General features: G+C 48.2%; 14 protein-coding genes and 1 riboswitch. Of the genes, 6 read left to right on the top strand and 8 right to left on the bottom strand.

Annotated elements, in window-relative coordinates; translation table 11 throughout:
- Positions 1–63: 63 nt before the first annotated feature.
- From NST20_RS06755 to NST20_RS06735, 5 genes are all read right to left on the bottom strand, one after another.
- Positions 64–525 (bottom strand): CBS domain-containing protein, encoded by a 462-nt coding sequence (locus NST20_RS06755; protein WP_342400304.1) that lies wholly within the window; start codon positions 523–525, stop codon positions 64–66.
- Between the two features lie 77 nt (positions 526–602).
- A complete protein-coding gene (locus NST20_RS06750; RefSeq protein ID WP_342400303.1) occupies positions 603–1,454 on the bottom strand; it encodes an MBL fold metallo-hydrolase in 852 nt (283 codons plus the stop codon).
- 196 nt (positions 1,455–1,650) lie between these two features.
- Complete coding sequence (thiT, locus tag NST20_RS06745; RefSeq protein WP_342400302.1) at positions 1,651–2,241, bottom strand: energy-coupled thiamine transporter ThiT; 591 nt, start codon at positions 2,239–2,241, stop codon at positions 1,651–1,653.
- 48 nt (positions 2,242–2,289) lie between these two features.
- Positions 2,290–2,390, bottom strand: a riboswitch (TPP riboswitch).
- Positions 2,391–2,447: 57 nt separating this feature from the next.
- Positions 2,448–3,122, bottom strand: coding sequence for an SOS response-associated peptidase (locus NST20_RS06740; protein WP_029141317.1), 675 nt, complete (start codon positions 3,120–3,122; stop codon positions 2,448–2,450).
- A 376-nt stretch (positions 3,123–3,498) separates the two neighbouring features.
- Positions 3,499–4,473: a rhodanese-related sulfurtransferase gene (locus NST20_RS06735; protein WP_019721175.1), complete on the bottom strand. Its 975-nt coding sequence runs from the start codon at positions 4,471–4,473 to the stop codon at positions 3,499–3,501.
- Positions 4,474–4,677: 204 nt separating this feature from the next.
- Between NST20_RS06735 and NST20_RS06730 the strand changes: the two genes are divergently transcribed.
- From NST20_RS06730 to yidC, 4 genes are all read left to right on the top strand, one after another.
- A complete protein-coding gene (locus NST20_RS06730; protein ID WP_342400301.1) occupies positions 4,678–6,765 on the top strand; it encodes a DNA topoisomerase III in 2,088 nt (695 codons plus the stop codon).
- Between the two features lie 379 nt (positions 6,766–7,144).
- The gene (locus tag NST20_RS06725; RefSeq protein WP_342400300.1) at positions 7,145–8,035 is read left to right on the top strand and encodes a YitT family protein; all 891 of its coding nucleotides are present in this window, start codon (positions 7,145–7,147) and stop codon (positions 8,033–8,035) included.
- 202 nt (positions 8,036–8,237) lie between these two features.
- Positions 8,238–9,653 carry an ISLre2 family transposase gene (locus tag NST20_RS06720; RefSeq protein ID WP_342399659.1) on the top strand — a complete coding sequence of 472 codons (1,416 nt, stop codon included), beginning with the start codon at positions 8,238–8,240 and terminating at the stop codon, positions 9,651–9,653.
- A gap of 737 nt (positions 9,654–10,390) precedes the next feature.
- Entirely contained in the window at positions 10,391–11,164 is a 774-nt protein-coding gene (gene yidC, locus NST20_RS06715) for a membrane protein insertase YidC (RefSeq protein ID WP_029141632.1), read from the top strand.
- Between the two features lie 119 nt (positions 11,165–11,283).
- On the opposite strand, the gene NST20_RS06710 is transcribed toward yidC, so the two are convergent.
- A complete protein-coding gene (locus NST20_RS06710; RefSeq protein WP_237349251.1) occupies positions 11,284–11,847 on the bottom strand; it encodes a competence protein ComK in 564 nt (187 codons plus the stop codon).
- 298 nt (positions 11,848–12,145) lie between these two features.
- Between NST20_RS06710 and NST20_RS06705 the strand changes: the two genes are divergently transcribed.
- Positions 12,146–13,630: an aldehyde dehydrogenase family protein gene (locus NST20_RS06705; RefSeq protein WP_342400299.1), complete on the top strand. Its 1,485-nt coding sequence runs from the start codon at positions 12,146–12,148 to the stop codon at positions 13,628–13,630.
- Positions 13,631–13,683: 53 nt separating this feature from the next.
- On the opposite strand, the gene odhB is transcribed toward NST20_RS06705, so the two are convergent.
- Together odhB and NST20_RS06695 are read right to left on the bottom strand one after the other, a co-directional pair.
- A complete protein-coding gene (gene odhB / locus NST20_RS06700) occupies positions 13,684–14,952 on the bottom strand; it encodes a 2-oxoglutarate dehydrogenase complex dihydrolipoyllysine-residue succinyltransferase (RefSeq protein WP_061575882.1) in 1,269 nt (422 codons plus the stop codon).
- A gap of 153 nt (positions 14,953–15,105) precedes the next feature.
- Positions 15,106–17,937 (bottom strand): 2-oxoglutarate dehydrogenase E1 component, encoded by a 2,832-nt coding sequence (locus NST20_RS06695; RefSeq protein WP_342400298.1) that lies wholly within the window; start codon positions 17,935–17,937, stop codon positions 15,106–15,108.
- Positions 17,938–18,235: 298 nt separating this feature from the next.
- Between NST20_RS06695 and NST20_RS06690 the strand changes: the two genes are divergently transcribed.
- Positions 18,236–18,685 (top strand): HSP20-like chaperone, encoded by a 450-nt coding sequence (locus NST20_RS06690; RefSeq protein ID WP_133536012.1) that lies wholly within the window; start codon positions 18,236–18,238, stop codon positions 18,683–18,685.
- The last annotated feature ends 142 nt before the right edge of the window (positions 18,686–18,827 follow it).

The raw sequence follows: 18,827 nt of genomic DNA, 5'->3' as shown, positions 1-18,827 counted from the left end.
TGACCTCCCCGAAAGACTGATATGTATAGTCATCCCCGGGGAGGCCGATCTAACCATTTTGATTTAGCTGTTGAGCAATCTATCCGTAATCTGGCGCATGATATCGCCTCTTGAGATGACACCGACAACACGATCTGCCTGATTGACGACCGGAAGTTTTTTAAAATGGTGTTTGGCCAGAATCCGCAGCGCGTTTTCAAAATCGTCTTCGGGCCTTACCGTATACAATTCCCGCCGTTTCATAATCTTTTCCACCGGAAAGTCCAGGCTGTGCGCCAGTTTTTCATTAAAGTCTTCCTGCTCATTTACCACGATCGTAATATAAAAATCATAAACGGTCCTTCCCTTTGGCTGCAAAAAGCGGATGACATCCCCGTCACTGACCATGCCGAGCAGCTTTCCTTCCGCATCCACGACCGGTACGCCGCCGATCCGGTGGTGGGCAAGCACCTTTAACAGTTCCCGGATCGTCGTCTCTTTTTTTACCGTAATGACATCGCGGATCATAAAATCTTTGACTTCCAATTTTCTCGCTCCTTTTTATCCATCCATTTACAAATTATTGTAAACCTTTGCGGGGAAGGAAGCAATGAAGAAACCGCCTATTGTGCGCCATCCACGTACTTCCCGTGATCCGGGAGCGCGATTTCATCAAATCCGGAGACAAGGGCCTCAAGCCCTTCCCGCAAGCCGGCGCCGGACATCGGGATCCCGTGGCCGCAAAGAGCAGTTTCCGGCTTTAAGGCAGCCAATTTTTCAACTGAGCGTTTTGCCGCCTTCCAGTCGTTTGTAAAATAGCGCGGCGGCCCGTTTACTTCCTGCTTTTGCACCAGCACTTTCCAAAATTCATCCTGTCTGACGGTGATAAATGCGTCCCCCGCGATCAACACGTTGTCTGCTTCCCTGAAGAACGATACATGCCCGTTCGAATGGCCGGGCGTATGGATCCATTTCCAGCCCGGCAGAAACGGGACCGTCCCGTCTTCGGGAAGGGGTTGGACAGCCTTGCCAAGATCAACTGGTTCATTCGGATATATCATGGAAATCTTCGCCAGCAGGCCGCCTTCAACAGTCGGATCGGGATCCGGATACGTTTCACGCCCGGTTAAATAGGGCAGCTCCAATGGATGTGCAAAAACCGGCACGTCCCATTTTTCCAATAATGGCGCAATCGCACCCACGTGGTCAAAATGGCCATGCGTCAGTAAAACCGCTTTTGGTTTTGACTTTTCCCCGAAGCGTTCCCGCACGGCTGAAAATATCGCGCCGGCGGAACCCGGCATGCCGGCATCCACGAGGACAAATGTACCGGTTCCGGCCCTGCCGATCAGACACACATTTACAATTTGGATGGTAAAGCAATAGATATCCGGCAGCAATTCCCTGCCTGTTCCGCTTTCAATCGAAGTCATCGGGATGATCCGGCCAAACGGGTGATGAATGTCTTTATCCATAAAATCCCCTTTCTTTCATTATTCCTTCTTTTTATCCTTTCCCGTTTCTTACGGCCATTACCCGTTCTGCCGGCCATGATCAACTGAAAAAGCGGTGAAACCGAACTCCGGCTTTACAAGGCGCCTGTTTCCATAAAGCCTCCTGCCTGAAGTGAAAACGGCAAGGCGCAGTTGCCTTGCCGTTTTCAAGTTGCTTTTACGCCGCATGCCTGTGCTGATTGCGGTATTTTGTCAGCAGCTGCGGGGCGGCATTAAAGAGGATCGCCGCAACAGCTGCGCATAAAATGCCATTGCCAATCATCGTGACGCCGTTCGTGATGAAAGAATAGAGAAACGCCGACTGCCCTTTAGGCGCATAGGAACCCCAGAAAAACACGCCGGCCAAGAAATGCCAGAAATAGCGGGCGAAACTGCCGGCAAGAACAGAAAGGCATATCCAAAAAGTCATCGTGCCCCTTTTGGCATGACGGCAGCTTCTTTCGATAAGCGGCCGAAAAAGCCCGGCAAACCCGATGAATGAAAAAGCGACCGGATATTCCATGATGCCCTGAATCGGGTTGAGAATATCATTTGCATCACCGGTGACGATCTGCAGCAAGCTCCAAATAAATCCCGAAGCAACACTTGCTTTAAATCCCCAGCGAAAAGCGACCACAAAAACCGGCAGCATGGCAAACGACAGGGAAATCACGTGCGTCACCTCAATGGACGGCAGCAAGTCCAGCAAAAGCGCAAATGCCGCAAAGACAGCCGCTTCAATCATGGCCTGTAAACTTAATTTGCCCATAAAAAAATCCCCCTTTTGGTATGCATGAACATAACGAACCATGGGAGGACAAAAGAAATTCCACATCCCTACGCCGGCATTAACCGGACAGGTTCAAAGGGTCAGAACATGGCGTTCACTCTCAGCTTAACGCTCCCCCTGTGGTTACGTTCATGAATTTGTCACCTTTATGATAAACTTTTTGCCACAGCATTTCAACAAAAAATTTAATTTTTTGGCAATAACAGCTCTGGAAAATTGTTTTTTGGCGAATTGACGCGTTCGGATACGGCATACATCTCCATCGCATCCGAATCATACTGCGCGAGGAGCGGCAACAGCCGGCCCGGTTCAGTGACCGTGCTGTCCAGCCATTTTTCTTCATCTTCCTTGCGTAAAATCACCGGCATCCGGTCGTGAATTTTTGCCATCATCCTGTTCGCCTTTGTCGTTAAAATGGTGCAAGTAAAGACCGGATTCCCTTCCTGATCCGTCCATTTCTCCCAAAGCCCGGCCATTGCAAAAATGCCCCCGTTCTTAAGCGTAATCCGCATCGGCGCCCGGGTGCCGTCTTTTCGGTTCCACTCAAAAAAAGAATCGGCCGGAATGAGGCAGCGCCGCCTTTTCACTGCCTCCCGGAAACCCGGTTTCTGAAATACAGTTTCACTTCTGGCATTGATCATCTTATGCCCGATTTTCGGATCTTTTGCCCAGGAAGGAATCAAGCCCCATTTTAAAAAACCCAGTCTGTACTGCCCGCGGGCGCTGATCACGGCAGCCACCATTTGCGAAGGCGCGACATTATAACTTTTGGCATATTCACTGCCCGGAAAAGAAGCTTTGGCATGGAACCTTTCTTCCAGCTCATTTACAGATGCCGTCAAAGTGTACCTCCCGCACATCCAAATCCCGCCTTTCTTTCTATCCTGAAAATTTTCATCCTTTTCCGGTGCCGCGTATGAAGCGGCACAGAGGTCTATTTTATCCCATTTTACGCAAAAAAGCAGGCAGATAAAAAGGATTTGGCCCGCTTGCACCAAATCCTTTCTCTGTTCCGGAACACGCCGCGTTTTAACCCTGCCCCCGGGCTTCGGATGGTTGCAGTGGATCCCGGTTTTTTTCTCTTTTTTTCACATGCCGCCCTCAGGCACCTTGTTTCTTTCAAGAAAATACCGCTTTTGAAGCAAGGAATCGCTCCGGCCGTTTCCGGGCGGGCACGGTTTCCATCCCCTTTTTCACCATCCGCTTTCCGAATCGTAAGGTTAAAAGCCGCGCCGGTTACCGGTTTAACGCCGCGTCTTCTTCTTCGATCCGGCGCAGCCGTTCAGCTACTTTTTCCGGTGTAAGGCCGTGTTCTTTTACATATAAATTATTTGGCACGGTGCGGCATTCATGCGAGCAGCTCCGCATATATTTATGTTCATTTTCTTCCGAGCATAAAAATTGCTTGTTGCAGGCTGGGTTGGCGCAGTTGACATAACGTTCGCACGGTTCCCCCGTAAAATAATCCCGGCCGACAACGACATGTTCCTTTCGGTTGACCGGAACGGAAATCCGTTCGTCAAATACATACAGTTTGCCGTCCCACAGCTCTCCCTGCACTTCCGGATCCTTTCCGTATGTCACAATCCCGCCGTGCAGTTGGCTGACATCTTCAAACCCTTCTTCCAGCAGCCAGCCCGAAAATTTTTCACAACGGATGCCGCCGGTGCAATACGTCACAATTTTTTTGCCTTTTAATTGATCCTTATGTTCGCGCACCCATTCCGGCAGTTCGCGGAAAGTGCGGATATCCGGGCGCAATGCCCCGCGGAAATGCCCGAGATCATACTCATAGTCATTGCGCGCATCCAGTACGACGGTATCTTCAGCCAGCAGCGCCTCGCGAAATTCTTTCGGAGACAAATATTTCCCCGTTTTTTCATTCGGATTGATGTCTTTTTCAAGCCGCAGCGTAACAAGCTCCTTGCGCGGGCGGACGTGCATTTTTTTAAACGCATGGCCGTCTGCTTCATCTTCTTTGAAGACCATGTCCCGGAACCGGGGATCTGCGTGCATCTTTTCTTTATATTTGGTTGTTTGTTCAACCGTTCCGGAAACAGTGCCGTTGATCCCTTCTTTGGCAACGAGGATACGCCCCTTTAAACCGGTCTCTTTGCAAAACTGCAAATGTTCAGCTGCAAAGGCTTCCGGATTTTCAATTTCAACATACTTGTAATACAATAAGACTCTGTACGGCTTTGTTTGTTCCATTATCGATAACCACCTATCCAATTATATTTGCAAGATATAATGCAGGCTTTCAGGTTACACTGTCTCTTACAAACCACCATTTTACCAAAAGCCCGTTTGCATTTCAAAATTTCTACTGTGAAAACAGAAGAAACGAAATGATTTATCAATCCTGTTTGATGCGTTATACTTGTTCAGACAGGAATAAAAGAAAGGTGTTATGCAATGAAATCGCTTGTACTCGCCGAAAAGCCGAGCGTCGGGCGCGAACTTGCGCGCGTTCTCGGCTGCACGGAAAATAAAAAACGTTATATCGAGGGGCCGCGCTATATCGTGACATGGGCGCTCGGCCATTTGATCGAACTGAAAATGCCGGAAGACTATCATTCAAAATATAAAGAATGGCGCATGGAAGACCTTCCGATTCTTCCGGATAAAATGGAAACCAAAGCAATCCGGCAGACATATCCGCAATACAAAGCAATCGAACAGCTTGGCAAAAGAAGCGACATCAAAGACTGCATTATCGCAACCGATGCCGGGCGCGAAGGCGAACTTGTCGCACGCTGGATTCTGGAAAAAATGCGCTGGAAAAAACCGGTAAAACGGTTATGGATATCTTCCCAGACCGACAAAGCGATTAAAGACGGGTTCAAGCAATTAAAACCGGCAAAGCAGTATGACAATCTGTACCGCTCCGCCGTCTGCCGCAGCGAAGCAGACTGGCTGATCGGGTTGAACGTGTCCCGCGCTTTAACCGTGAAATACAACGACCCGCTCTCCGCCGGGCGCGTGCAGACGCCGACATTGGCGATGGTGCTCGAGCGCGAACGGGAAATCCAGTCTTTTGTGCCGAAAAAATACTGGACCATTGAAGCGCTCGCCGGAAAACTCGAAGTGTCATATGCCCATAACGGCGAGAAACGGATATTTGATGAGCAAAAAGCAAATGCCATACACGCGGCTTTATCCGGGCAGACTGCCGTTGTAACACAAGTGATCCGCAAACAGAAGCAAGAGCAGCAGCCGCTCCCTTACGACTTGACGGAACTGCAGCGCGACGCCAACCACCGATTCGGTTTTACAGCAAAGAAAACATTGAACGTGCTGCAAAACTTATATGAACAGCATAAACTCGTTACCTATCCGCGCACCGATTCGAAATATTTGACGAAAGATATGGAAAACACGATGTACGACCGGCTGCTTGCGGTGAAAGATGCGTACAAAGAAGAAGTTCAGCCGGTCCTTTCCCGGAAAGGCAACATACTGGCCAAACGTGTCATCAATGATGCAAAGGTGACGGACCACCATGCGATTATTCCAACGGATGAACGCCCGGCCTTGCCGGATTTATCTGCCGATGAACGGAAAATCTATGATCTGATCGTAAAACGGTTCCTTGCGCTGTTCTACCCGGTTTATGAATATGAAACCGTCCAATTTAAGCTTCAAGCAGGCGGAAAAACCCTGGCCGGGCGGACAATGGCCGTGAAAAATGCCGGGTTTACCGCTGTTTTGCACCATGAACAGGAACGGGAAAATACGGCGCTGCTTTCGATCAAAGAAGGAAAAACATTTAAGCTGGAACAAATCCGGCTCAGCCAGCATCTAACCGAAGCGCCGAAACGGTATTCCGAAGCGGATATTCTTTCCAGGATGGAAAAATACGGGCTCGGGACGCCGGCAACACGCGCCGATATCATTGAACGGCTCGTCTCCTCCGAAACGATCAGCCGTGAGTCCGGCCGCCTTGTGCCGACACCGAAAGGCAAGCAGCTGATCGACCTTGTAAATGACGAGTTGAAATCGCCGGAACTGACCGCAAAATGGGAAGAACAGCTTGAAGCGATTGCCCGCGGAAAAGGCAACCCGAAGCAGTTTTTGGAAACCATCCGCCGGGAAACCGTACGCCTCGTCCGTGAAATCCGGACGAGTGACAAAAAATACCGCGCCCACAATTTAACGGGAACGAAATGCCCGGAATGCGGTTCCCTTATGAAAGAAGTAAACGGCAAAGACGGGAAAAAGCTTGTCTGTTCAAACCGGGAATGCCGGTTTACAAAGCGGAAAAGCCCGAAACTTTCCAACCGACGCTGCCCGACCTGCCATAAAAAGATGGAGATTCATCACGGCAAATCCGGCGTGTATTTCCAATGCCGCCACTGCAATATTGTCCAAAAAGCGGACGAAAAGAAAAAAACTTTGTCAAAACATGAAGAAAAGAAATTGCTGCAAAAATACACAAAGAAAGAGGAAAGTTTCGGCAACAGCCTGGCAGATGCTTTAAAAGCCGCCTTGGAAAAAGAATAGATTGGATGTTTAAAAAAGCCCGGCCAAGCCGGGCTTTTTTATAAACATTTTCGCGGCCAATACGGGCAATTCGCGCCATGCCCCATGTTTCAACACGGCCGGAAAAAATTTGAACAACATGGAAATGCATATCCATTCACTTTTTAACTTTCTTATAATATAATTAAATTATAGATGTTTGTACCGGTTTTTCTCCTCTGTTATAAAAACCCGCTTTTTCTCATCTGTTTATATCGGGAGCGTCCTTCATTGTAAATGTTTTTTCGTTCTCCGGTTCAAGGAAAAATCCTTGGCTTTGGCAGAAGCCGCCCTTAAAGGAACGGCTCATTATGCGTAAAGTGTACATTATTTCACAAAAATATTTAGAAAGGGGCTAAATATGAAAGAAACTGCAAAAACATATGCATCATTCAGACAGAAGAAAAACAAGTGGGTGATACTTGGCCAGCGCTTTATCTTTGTCAGCCTCGGCGCGATGATTATGGGGGTTGCCCTCCAACTTTTCCTTGTCCCGAACCAGATTCTAGACGGCGGCATCACCGGCATCTCGATTATCCTCTCCCACCTTGCCGGCTGGAAACTGGGCCCTATTATTTTCATCTTAAACCTCCCATTCTTTTATATCGGGTACAAGCAAATCGGAAAAACTTTTGCCTTGACCACCCTTTACGGCATCTCCGTCATGTCGGTGACAACCGTCCTGTTGACCCCCGTAAAAGTGTTTACGGATGATTTGCTGCTGTGTACGGTTTTCGGCGGCATTATCCTTGGCATCGGCGTCGGCCTTGTAATCCGCTGGGGAGGCTGCCTTGACGGAACAGAAGCGCTTGCCATTCTATTAAACAAAAAGCTTCCTTTCTCTGTCGGTGAAATTATACTCGGCCTCAATCTCTTCATTTTTACCTGTGCCGGCTTTGTGTTCAGCTGGAAATATGCCATGTATTCGGTCATTACCTATTTTATCGCCACAAAAGTAATCGATGTGGTTGTACAGGGGCTGGATGAATCCAAATCGGTATGGATCATCAGCGACCAGATGTATGACATCGGCGAAGCCATTATGGCCCGCCTCGGACGCGGAGTAACCTATCTGAACGGGGAAGGCGCTTATACAGGAGACAATAAAAAAGTTATTTTCTGCGTCATCACCCGCCTTGAAGAAGCAAAATTGAAATCAATTGTAGAAGAATTTGACGAAAGCGCCTTTATTGCGGTTGGAAACATATCGGAAGTGCGCGGCGGCAGATTTAAGAAAAAAGATATTCACTAACGGCGTAAATGAGGACTGTCCATCCGGGCAGCCCTGTTTATATGCACATATAACTTTTTCCATTTTCACGCTGTCCGGCCATACTCCCCTTCCGTATGTGTAAAATTTTACTCGAAGGGCAGATGAGTGGAAAAAAATGGGAAGACGCTCTATCATTTAAATGTACGCTTGTGGGCGAATACATTTAGAAAGAGGTCTTCCTATGGATATTATATCAATAATTGCTAGATTATTAAAGGATACAAAAAGTCTTATTGAATTTGAAGAACAAGTTAAAATTCTGATTCAGAATGCCTTTACGCAATGGGTTGGGGAAATATTTGAGACGTTAGATAAAACAATTAAGCAGAAAAAGCTGGAGGATGGTTGGGAGTACTGCCGGAGTGATAACAGAAGCATTCAGTTTTTATTTGGAAATGTGACCTTTAAACGTTCACTAATGCATGACCAGAAAGGGAATTCACATTATCCTCTGGATGAATGGTTAGGGCTTTTACCATACCAACGATACAGCCCGTTAGTGGAATTAAAGGTGGCAGAGTTGGCAAGTGAGAACACCTATCGGGAGGTAGCTGATATTTTAAAAGAATGGACAGCAGTGAGCCTTAGTCACACAACTGTAGGGAACATGGTAAAACACGTAGGGAAAACTCAGGCGGAAGCCGATAAGGCACTTGTAGAAGAGCTAGAAATAGCTGTTTCCCTGCCTGAGGGGAAGAAGGTAGACTACCTGTTTTCTGAAGCAGATGGTGTATTCGTTCGGGGACTAAAAAAGAAACAGAGTATGGAAGTCCACCACGCCATTCTCTATGAGGGATGGCAAACCAATGGTAAAAGGGTCTCCCTGCGTCAGCCCACAGTCATCATGACAACGGAAGCCATCCAGACATTTTGGGATGAAGTGCAAGCCAAAGCTGCCAACACCTACTCTCTTGAAAAAGCGCATGTCATTACAAACAGCGATGGAGGTGCAGGGTATACAGCTGAACGGTTTCAAACAGCATTCTCACAGTCGGAATTTCCGGTGCTCAACCAGCTGGATACCTACCACGTTGCACAAGCCATCGTAAGGACATTCGGGGGCGGAAAGAGCGAGATCAAAGAGCAAATTAGAAAAGCGATTAGAACGCATGACCTGGACCAATTCACGTTATATTTGGATACGCACGAAAGCACCTTGACGGATAAAAAGGCTCTCAAGAAAATCAAGGAATTCCGTTCGTATATCTTGAAAAACTGGGACCGCATTTTTGACTGGAGAGACAGGGTGAAAAACGTGCCGGAAGGTGCGAGAGGCCTAGGAGCGATGGAATCGAATCAAAGGCATATCTCCTTCAGGATGAAAAAAAGGGGCATGCATTGGAGTGAACTTGGCGCAGAAGCCATGGTGAAAATCAAACAAGGCATACTCAATGGGACATTGAGAGAAGTCTATCTGAAACACCGTTCAAGAAGCGAGAGAAAGCAACGGAACTTGAAACAATTAATCAGGATGTCTCAACTACTCAAGCAGCCTGTACGCCCGTCAGTGGGCGTAAAGCACGGATCAGTTGCCCTGCATTCAAGCAGTTCATCGGCAATGGGACATTTAAGCAAAATATTAGAGCTTTCGTTTTAAGCTTGGCTCAGTGGGGACTGATCGTTGAGGCGCGCGAAATTTACGAGACTCCTGCGGGAAAAGCGAGCCAGGAGAGACCCCGCAGCGAGGTACGAGCGAGGAGGCTCGCCGGCCGCCCGCGGAAAGCGAGTGAATTTCGCGCGCCTCAACATCCCCGTTATCCATCTTTATACGGAAATATTACATCTTTTCCGAAAATTACACCGAGCAAGTAAAGCACGGTAGCCGAAAGTGTACAAAAAGAGTGTCTTGGAATACCCGATATTTAAACCTTGTCGAGAAAAACTTGACACATACTCCCCTTCCTTTAAATTAGGATTCTTTCGCAGTGTATGGTAAAATGATGATTACGATTGTAAAACAGATAAATTTAAAGTATACTTTGTACTGATCTCTTTAAAGTGAGTGAATAGCTTTGATTCAAAACATCATCGATTTTGTAAATGATCCAGCCGTCTGCACGCTGTCATTTTACGTACTGGCAGCAGGTTTTCTTTATCTCAGCCGGTTTGTGATCAGGCCGGCAGCGTTTGTTGAAGCAAGGCCCGCCGCCATCATGCAGGATTTTACTGTACACACCCGCCCGGCTGCGGAATGCCGGTGCAATTTCTTTACGGTTTGGATTTTAAGTTGTGTCAGAATACGGACATATCCTTCTGAGGATCCTGATCCGGAACCGGATTTAACGCCGGCCGGAGAGGGCAGGATTTGTGCAATATACTGAAGGAGGATATTTCATGAAAAGATTTTTCAGCTTCACATTGGTTTTAAGCGGTTTATTGTTCGTTTTGAGCGCATGTTCAAATACAAACGGCGGGCACAGCGGTGGATTTTTCCATCATTATTTTGTTGCCCCGTTTTCAATTGTCATTAAAGCAACGGCCCAGCTGCTTCATGGCGATTACGGGATTGCCATTATTGTTTTGACGTTAATCATCCGGCTGATTCTTATGCCTTTTATGCTGCATACATTCAAAAAACAGCAAATCATGCAGGATAAAATGAAAGTTTTGAAGCCGGAAATGGATAAGCTGCAGGCAAAAATCAAAACGGCAAAAACGAAAGAAGAACAGGCAAAGCTTCAGCAGGAAATGATGGGGCTGTACCAAAAGCACGGCGTTAACCCGCTGAATATGGGCTGCCTGCCGATTATCATCCAAATGCCGATTTTAATGGGATTTTATTATGCGATCCGCGGCTCAAAAGAAATTGCGACCCACTCCTTTTTATGGTTCAATCTCGGACAAGCGGATATACCGATGGCCATTCTCGCCGGTGTCATTTATTTCATCCAGGCCCAGATTTCCCTGATCGGGGTCCCTGAAGAACAGAAAAAGCAAATGAAATACATGATGCTCATGTCGCCGATCATGATCCTGTTTGTTTCTTTTTCAGCTCCGGCGGTTCTGCCGCTGTACTGGACGGTGAGCGGGCTGTTTATGATCGGGCAGACGCTGATTCAGAAAAAATTTTACCAGACCCACCCGCCGAAGGAAGAATCAAATTCATAATTGCATCTTGATCGTTTGGTAGTCACTAAAATACAAAAAAAGCGGCGGGGGCACAGTTAATGTGTTCCCGCCGCTTTTTGTTTTTCATCCCCGGATTTCCGGGGATTTTTTATGCCGGTTTACTTCTGTTCAGCAACTGCCTCGTTTTCCTCCGGCTCGTGTTCATTTTGTTCCATTTCCTGATGCGGTTCTTCCGTATTTGCTGTATCATTCACAAATTGATACAGCCCGCGGTCCGGTTTGCGGATGCGCGGATCGAGTTTTTCGACGGATTTCATAAAAGAGGTCATATTAGCGATTTTAAAGCCGGTTTTTTCTTCGATCATCCGCTGCAGTTCAGCCCCTCTGATCGGTTTCGAAACCTCTTTTAATATTTGGATGGCCTCTTCTCTCATCTTGCCCGACTTGCTTCTTCTTGACGGCCGCGATTTCCGCACCTTTCTTTCTTTCGTAAGGACTTCGCCGCCGGAGGTTTCCGGCGGGACGGACGCAAGCGTATTAAAAGATACATATTCCGGTTTGCCGGATGCTGTTTCTGCCTGCTGACCTTCTTTTTCATCCAGCTCCCTTAATCTTTTAAAAATATATTCCCGTTCTTTTTGAAATTCCTGTATAACCCGGATCTCAGCGTCTTCCAGCTGCTCCAGGCGGATTTTTAGTGCCATTCTCTCATTAATCGTCAATTTTATCCCTCGTTTCTTAAAATGTATGTATATATAGATTATAATATGAAACTAGTAAAATAAAAAGATAAAATAATTATTTTTTGTTAGAAAATTAGTAGCGAATAATTATTCATAAAGGGGCATGTCGAATTTTTGCGGTTTTCCACGGAATATGTTCAAATTATTCGAATGATTTCTATTGCACCTATTTTTTGGATTTAGTAGAATATTAATGTAAGCGCTGACAAACTGGCGCGCAAAGCAAGTGTATAAGGAGGCTTGTCTCCTTGAAATTAACATAAACGGAGGGGTTGGAATGGAACAATTAACCGTGCAGTTGGATGAAAGGGTTCAGCATTTCCTTCAGGGCAAAAAGAAGATGTTCATTAACGGGCAATTTGTTGAAAGCGCATCCGGCAAAACATTTGACACGCCGAATCCGGCTACCGGCGAAACGCTGGCTACGGTCTATGAAGGGGATAAACAAGATATCGGCCGTGCCGTACAAGCCGCCAGAAAAGCATTTGATGAAGGCCCATGGCCGCGGATGAACCCTGCCGATAGAAGCCGGTTAATGTATAAATTGACAGATCTGATGGAAGAGCACCGGGAAGCGCTGGCACAGCTCGAAACGCTCGACAACGGGAAACCGATCCGCGAAACGGCAAATGCCGATATTCCGCTTGCCATTGAACATATGCGGTATTATGCCGGCTGGACAACGAAAATCACCGGCCAGACCATTCCCGTAAACGGCCCTTACTTTAACTATACCCGCCATGAACCGGTCGGGGTTGTCGGGCAAATCATCCCTTGGAACTTCCCTCTTTTAATGGCAATGTGGAAAATGGGCGCCGCGCTTGCGACCGGCTGCACGATCATTTTAAAACCGGCTGAACAAACGCCGCTTTCCGCCCTTTATTTGGCGCAGCTGGTGAGCGAGGCCGGCTTCCCGGATGGCGTCATCAATATTGTGCCGGGCTTTGGGGAAACTGCCGGAGCCGCCCTTGTCGACCACCCGCTTGTGGATAAAATTGCCTTTACCGGTTCCACTGAAGTCGGGAAACTGATCATGGCCAATGCCTCGAAAACGCTAAAACGGGTCACGCTCGAACTTGGCGGAAAATCCCCGAACATTATTTTGCCGGATGCCGACTTATCGAAAGCAATTCCTGGCGCTTTAAACGGCGTAATGTTCAACCAGGGGCAAGTATGCTGCGCCGGTTCGCGCGTTTTCATTCAAAAGAAACATTTCGATAATGTCATTGCCGATATGGCCTCCCACGCCCAGTCAATTAAGCAGGGCTTCGGGCTGAATAAAGATACGGAAATGGGGCCGCTTGTTTCAGATGAGCAGCAAGCGCGCGTTTTGAATTATATTGAAAAAGGGCTTGATGAAGGGGCGGAAATTGTGACAGGCGGAAAAAAACCGCGTGAAGAAGGCTTCTTTGTTGAACCGACGATTTTTGCAGATGTCCGTGATGAGATGACGATCGCCAAAGAGGAAATTTTCGGCCCAGTCATTGCGGCAATGCCTTACGAATCCCTCGATGAAGTAATCAGCCGCGCCAACAACAGCGAGTACGGGCTTGCGGCAGGGGTTTGGACGGAAAATGTGGCCAATGCGCACTATATTGCAAACCGTCTCCGGGCGGGAACGGTTTGGGTCAACTGCTACAATGTGTTTGATGCTGCTTCCCCGTTTGGCGGTTATAAACAATCCGGCATCGGGCGCGAGATGGGTTCCTACGCGCTCCAAAACTATACGGAAGTCAAAAGCGTCTGGATCGCCAATCCTTAAAGGGCGGTTAAAAAGAAAAGCATCGGCAAAACCGATGCTTTTCTTTCATGCTTTTAAGATTCCAGCAGCAAATCTTCAGGATTTTCAATTAATGTTTTCACCGTTTTCAAGAAACCGACAGCATCTTTTCCGTCAATGACGCGGTGGTCATAGGAAAGCGCCACGTACATCATCGGGCGGATTTCAATCCGGTCCCCATCGACTGCAACCGGGCGTTTTTGAATGGTGTGCATGCCGAGGATGCCAACCTGTGTCCCGTTGATAATCGGCGTTGAGAACAACGAGCCAAAGACGCCGCCGTTTGTAATCGTAAAGGTTCCGCCCTGCAGATCGCTTAATGCAAGTTTATTATCACGTGCTTTTTGGGCAAATGCAGCAATATCCGCTTCAATTTCCGCGAACGATTTCCGGTCGCAATCCCGGACAACCGGCACGACAAGCCCTTCTTCCGTGGATACCGCAATGCCGATATCATAATATTTTTTCAAGAGCAGCTCATTGCCCTGAATTTCCGCATTGACATACGGATATTTCTTCAATGCCGCAACCACTGCTTTTGTAAAGAACGACATAAAGCCGAGACGGATGTCATGATCTTTAACGAACTGTTCTTTTTTTCGCTTTCTTAAATCCATGACGGCCGACATATCAATTTCGTTGAATGTCGTCAGCATCGCCGTTGTCTGTGTCACTTCAACGAGCCGTTTTGCGATCGTCTGGCGGCGGCGTGACATGCGGATTCTTTCAACCGGTTTGCCGGCTTCTTCTGCCACAGCTTTGCCGGCTGCAGGTTTTTCCGGTGCTGCCGGCGCTTTTGCCGCAGCTTGCGGATTGAAGGTTTCCACATCTTGTTTCCTTACCCTGCCAAGCGGATCCACTGCCGGCACTTGCGATAAGTCAATGCCTTTTTCACGTGCCAGTTTGCGGGCAGCCGGAGAAGCAACCGGGCGGCTTTCGCTTTCTTCCTGAGCCGGCTTTGGCTGCTCCGGGGCAGGCGCTTGTGTTTGCGCCAGCGCCTGTGCTTGTGCCGGTTGCGGTGCTTCCGCTTCTTTTGGCGGCGCGGAAGGCGTTGCGTTGTTTTCCCCTGTTCCTTCGCCGACAATCGCAATGACATCGCCGACTTGGACTGTGTCCCCTTCTTCAAAAAGGAGGGACTGGACGACGCCTTCTTCTTCCGAAATGACTTCTACATTTACTTTATCTGTCTCAAGTTCTACAATATATTCCCCTTTATCTACATGGTCCCCCGGATGTTTCAGCCATTGTGCAATGGTTCCTTCCGTGATGGATTCTGCCAGTTCAGGCACTTTAATTTCAGCCACAACACTTGTCCTCCCTTAAAAGTATCACTTTTTTTATATCAAAGCCTCCTCCTTCATCTTCCGAGCAGCGCGGGCTGCAGGATGAAGCGGGCAAAGCAACGGTTATTTTGCGCATAGGAAGCCCCCGCCCCTTGGGAAGGAGCGAGCCGCCGTTTAAGGGCGGGTAATGGCTTCAGTCAGAATTATGTTTTGTTCTTTTTTATGGACGACCGGGTCGCCTTCCGACGGGCTTGACCTTCTCGGCCGGCCGATGTATCGGATTTCTGCTCCCTGAGGCGCCAACTTTCTTAAATACGGTTCAACAAAAGACCAGGAACCCATATTCTCCGGCTCCTCCTGCATCCATACAATTTCTTTCGCGTTTTTAAAGCGCGCGAAGATTTCCTTCAATTCCTGTTCAGGGAAAGGATAGATTTGCTCGACCCTTACCGTATGCAGCCAGCTCATATCCGCACCGTCCAGCTTTTCTTCCAAGTCTACAGCCACTTTCCCGCTGCAAAGCAGGATTCTTTCGACTGCACCCGTATTTTCCGTATCCGGGCCTTCCAGCACGGTGTGGAATTTGCCATCTACCAGTACAGACGGCTCTACAGATGCCAGCGGGTGGCGAAGCAGGCTTTTTGGCGTCATGAGAACGAGCGGGCGGATTTCTTCTTTTGCCAGCCATTTTGCCTGCCTTCTTAAAATATGGAAGTATTGGCCGGCTGTCGAGACATTCGCCACTGTCCAGTTGTTTTCCGCTGCCAGTTGCAGGAAGCGTTCCACCCTGCCGCTTGAATGTTCAGGGCCTTGCCCTTCGTATCCGTGCGGCAGCATCATGACAAGCCCTGATTTTTGCCCCCATTTTGCCCTGCCGGATGAAATGAACTGGTCAAACATGACCTGTGCCATGTTTGCAAAATCGCCGAACTGGGCTTCCCAAATGACGAGCGTATCCGGCGAAAAGACGTTATAGCCGTATTCAAACCCGACAACGCCGGCTTCGGTCAGCGGGCTGTTATAAATGGCAAATGAAGTTTGAACGCCGGACAGATGATGGTGCGGAATATATTCTTCCCCCGTCTGTTCGTCGTGCAGGACGAGATTGCGCTGTGCGAACGTGCCGCGCTGTGTATCCTGGCCGGTAAACCGGATCGGCACGCCATCTTTTAAAATGGCTGCAAACGCGAGCGCTTCCGCATGGGCCCAGTCAATTTTCCCTTTTCCGTCAAAAACGTGTTCGCGGCGTTTCAAAATCCGCGCCAGTTTTTTAAAGACGTGGAAGTTTTCAGGCCAGGCGAGCAATTCAGCATTCCAAGCCCTCAGTTCCTGTTCCGGCACCCCTGTTTTCATGCTCAAATAGCCTTTTTTCACATTTTCTGGGGGCTCCATGGCCGTATCGGGTTCTGCTTCGCCGTCTGGCACTTTTTCGTAAGCCGCCTGCAGTTTTTTCTGAACGGCTTCATCAATCGTTTTAACCTCTTCGGCTGTCAGGACGCCTTCTTTTACAAGCTGTTCACCGTAGATGGCCCTGACCGTCGGATGATTGTGCACCGCATGGTACATTACCGGGTTGGTTACCATCGGTTCATCCATTTCATTATGGCCGTAGCGGCGGTAGCCGACCAGGTCGATCACAAAGTCTTTATGGAATTTTTCGCGGTAAGCATAAGCAAACAGCGCCGCCTGTACGCATGCTTCCGGATCATCCGCATTCACATGGAGGATCGGCACTTCATAGCCTTTTGCCGGATCAGAAGCATATTTTGTTGACCTCGAGTCGTATGTTTCGGTCGTAAACCCGATATTGTTATTGGCGATGATATGGATGGTCCCGCCTGTCCCGTATCCGTTCAGCTTGCTCATATTCAGCGTTTCTGCGACAATGCCCTGCCCCGCAAATGCGGCATCCCCATGGACAAGAATCGCAAATGCGCGGTCCGGATCGCGGTCCGGATAGCCCGCTTTGTTCCGGTTATCCTGCGCGGCACGTGTATACCCTTCGACAACAGGGTTGACAACTTCCAGATGGCTTGGGTTGTTGGCAAGCACGATACGCGCGCCGATCGGGCCGCCGTTTTGCCCTTTTCTGTCCGCGCCGAGATGGTATTTAACATCGCCGGTCCATCCGTACGTAATGCCGATCGATCCTTCGGAAGGGATTAAATCTTTATTGGAAGCATGCTTAAATTCCGCAAAAATGAGCTCGTATGGTTTTTCAAGAATATGGGCAAGCACATTGAGGCGGCCTCTGTGCGCCATGCCGATATTAACGGTTTTCACACCCGTTTTGACCGCTTCCATGATCATTTGTTCCATCAGCGGAACGAGCGCATCAAGCCCTTCAATGGAAAAACGCTTCTGCCCGACAAATGTCCGGTGAATAAATTTTTCAAATCCTTCCACATCTGAAAGGCGTTTTAAAATCCCGATTTTCTGTTCCCGGCCGAGTTCGCGGAAAAAGCTGCCCGATTCAACTGTCCGTTGCAGCCAGTGCTTTTCTTCCATGTCATGAATATGGTCAAACTCAAAGGCGACTTTTTGGGTGTACACTTCTTTTAAATAATTGATGGCATCAAGCCCGTTTTTGACCCTTTTGGGTGCATCCGGGCAAATAAAGGATGCCGGCACTTTTTTCAAATCTTCTTCGGTTAAATCAAATTCTCCCAGTTCAATTCTTCTGACATCCCCAACAGGTTTTTGGAGCGGGTTGATATCCGCTGCGAGATGGCCAAAAGTCCGGATATTGTCCGCCAATTTGACAGCAGCGACCATTTTGCTGAAAATCGTCGGGTTTGCCGGCAATTGGAAAGAAATATCCGCCTGCCCCTGTGTCGGGCTCCCGCCTTCGGAAACAGCGGGCGCGCCCCACTGGTCAAAAACTTTTCTCGCCTCTTCGTCGATGCTGTCCGGATCTTCCAGGTATTGTTCATATAAATCCATGACATACCCAAGATTAGGACCGGAAAAACTTTCCCAAAATCCCTTTGGTGTAGTTGCATTCATTTTGAAAAACCTCCAGCTCTTCGTCCCTTATTCACTTTCGTATGGTTTCGCCTGGCGGATGCCAAAACGGAACCAAGAAATTATGTAACGATAAAGAATTTTGAAAGCTGTAACGCTTACAAACTCAATTTTAGCACTGTAAGCGTAATAGATAAAGTTAAAAACTCTTATTTTTAAAAATTTGCATGAATAGTGATTCATTCTGTTTTTTTCCCGGAAAGTGCTGCTGCATTTGCCTCACCCGATTGTTCAAAACCGCATATTTTATGATATCCCCGTTGCAGAAAGGAGCAGAAAAATGTTCCCATGGAAAACGTTTCCGTTTACCGAAGAGATCTTCAAGATGATGAATATGCCGTTTCCACCTGTACAGGAACATATAAACCAAGCCCTTTCTCAATGGGACGAATGGGGCGCTGCGTTCAAGAAGGGGGACGGGGCCGATGATCCGGCTCCCTCTTCCCCGGATACGGGCGCCCCGTCTATAAAAATATTTGAAACACTGGATTTTATTTTTATCCGCGTCCCTGTCCAGGAGGAAAGCATGCTCACCGGCTTAAAAATCTTCCACACTTCCCTTCAAGTCATGTTAAAATCATTTCCAAAACCGGACGCGGAACAGGTGATACGGCTGCCTTCCCCGGTGCGCCGGAAAGGGACGACCGCAAAATACCGGGACGGCATCCTGGAAATCCGGCTCCTGAAAAAAAGTGAACATGAAATGACAGAAGTCGGCATAGATTTTTAACAGCCCGGCCCTCTGGATAAAACTTACAGTTGGTTCCATACGTATAGCTCCCGGTTATTTTGCGGATCAAAAAGGTTTATCCTTTTGGAAACGGGCGAAAGGCGGGCGCGGTTTCCAGGCACAGGCGAAACACGGCCCTCCC

This window comes from Weizmannia sp. FSL W8-0676 (genome assembly GCF_038593015.1).
Taxonomy (GTDB): Bacteria; Bacillota; Bacilli; order Bacillales; family Bacillaceae_C; genus Weizmannia; species Weizmannia coagulans.
This window is presented reverse-complemented; position numbering and strand designations above follow the sequence as displayed.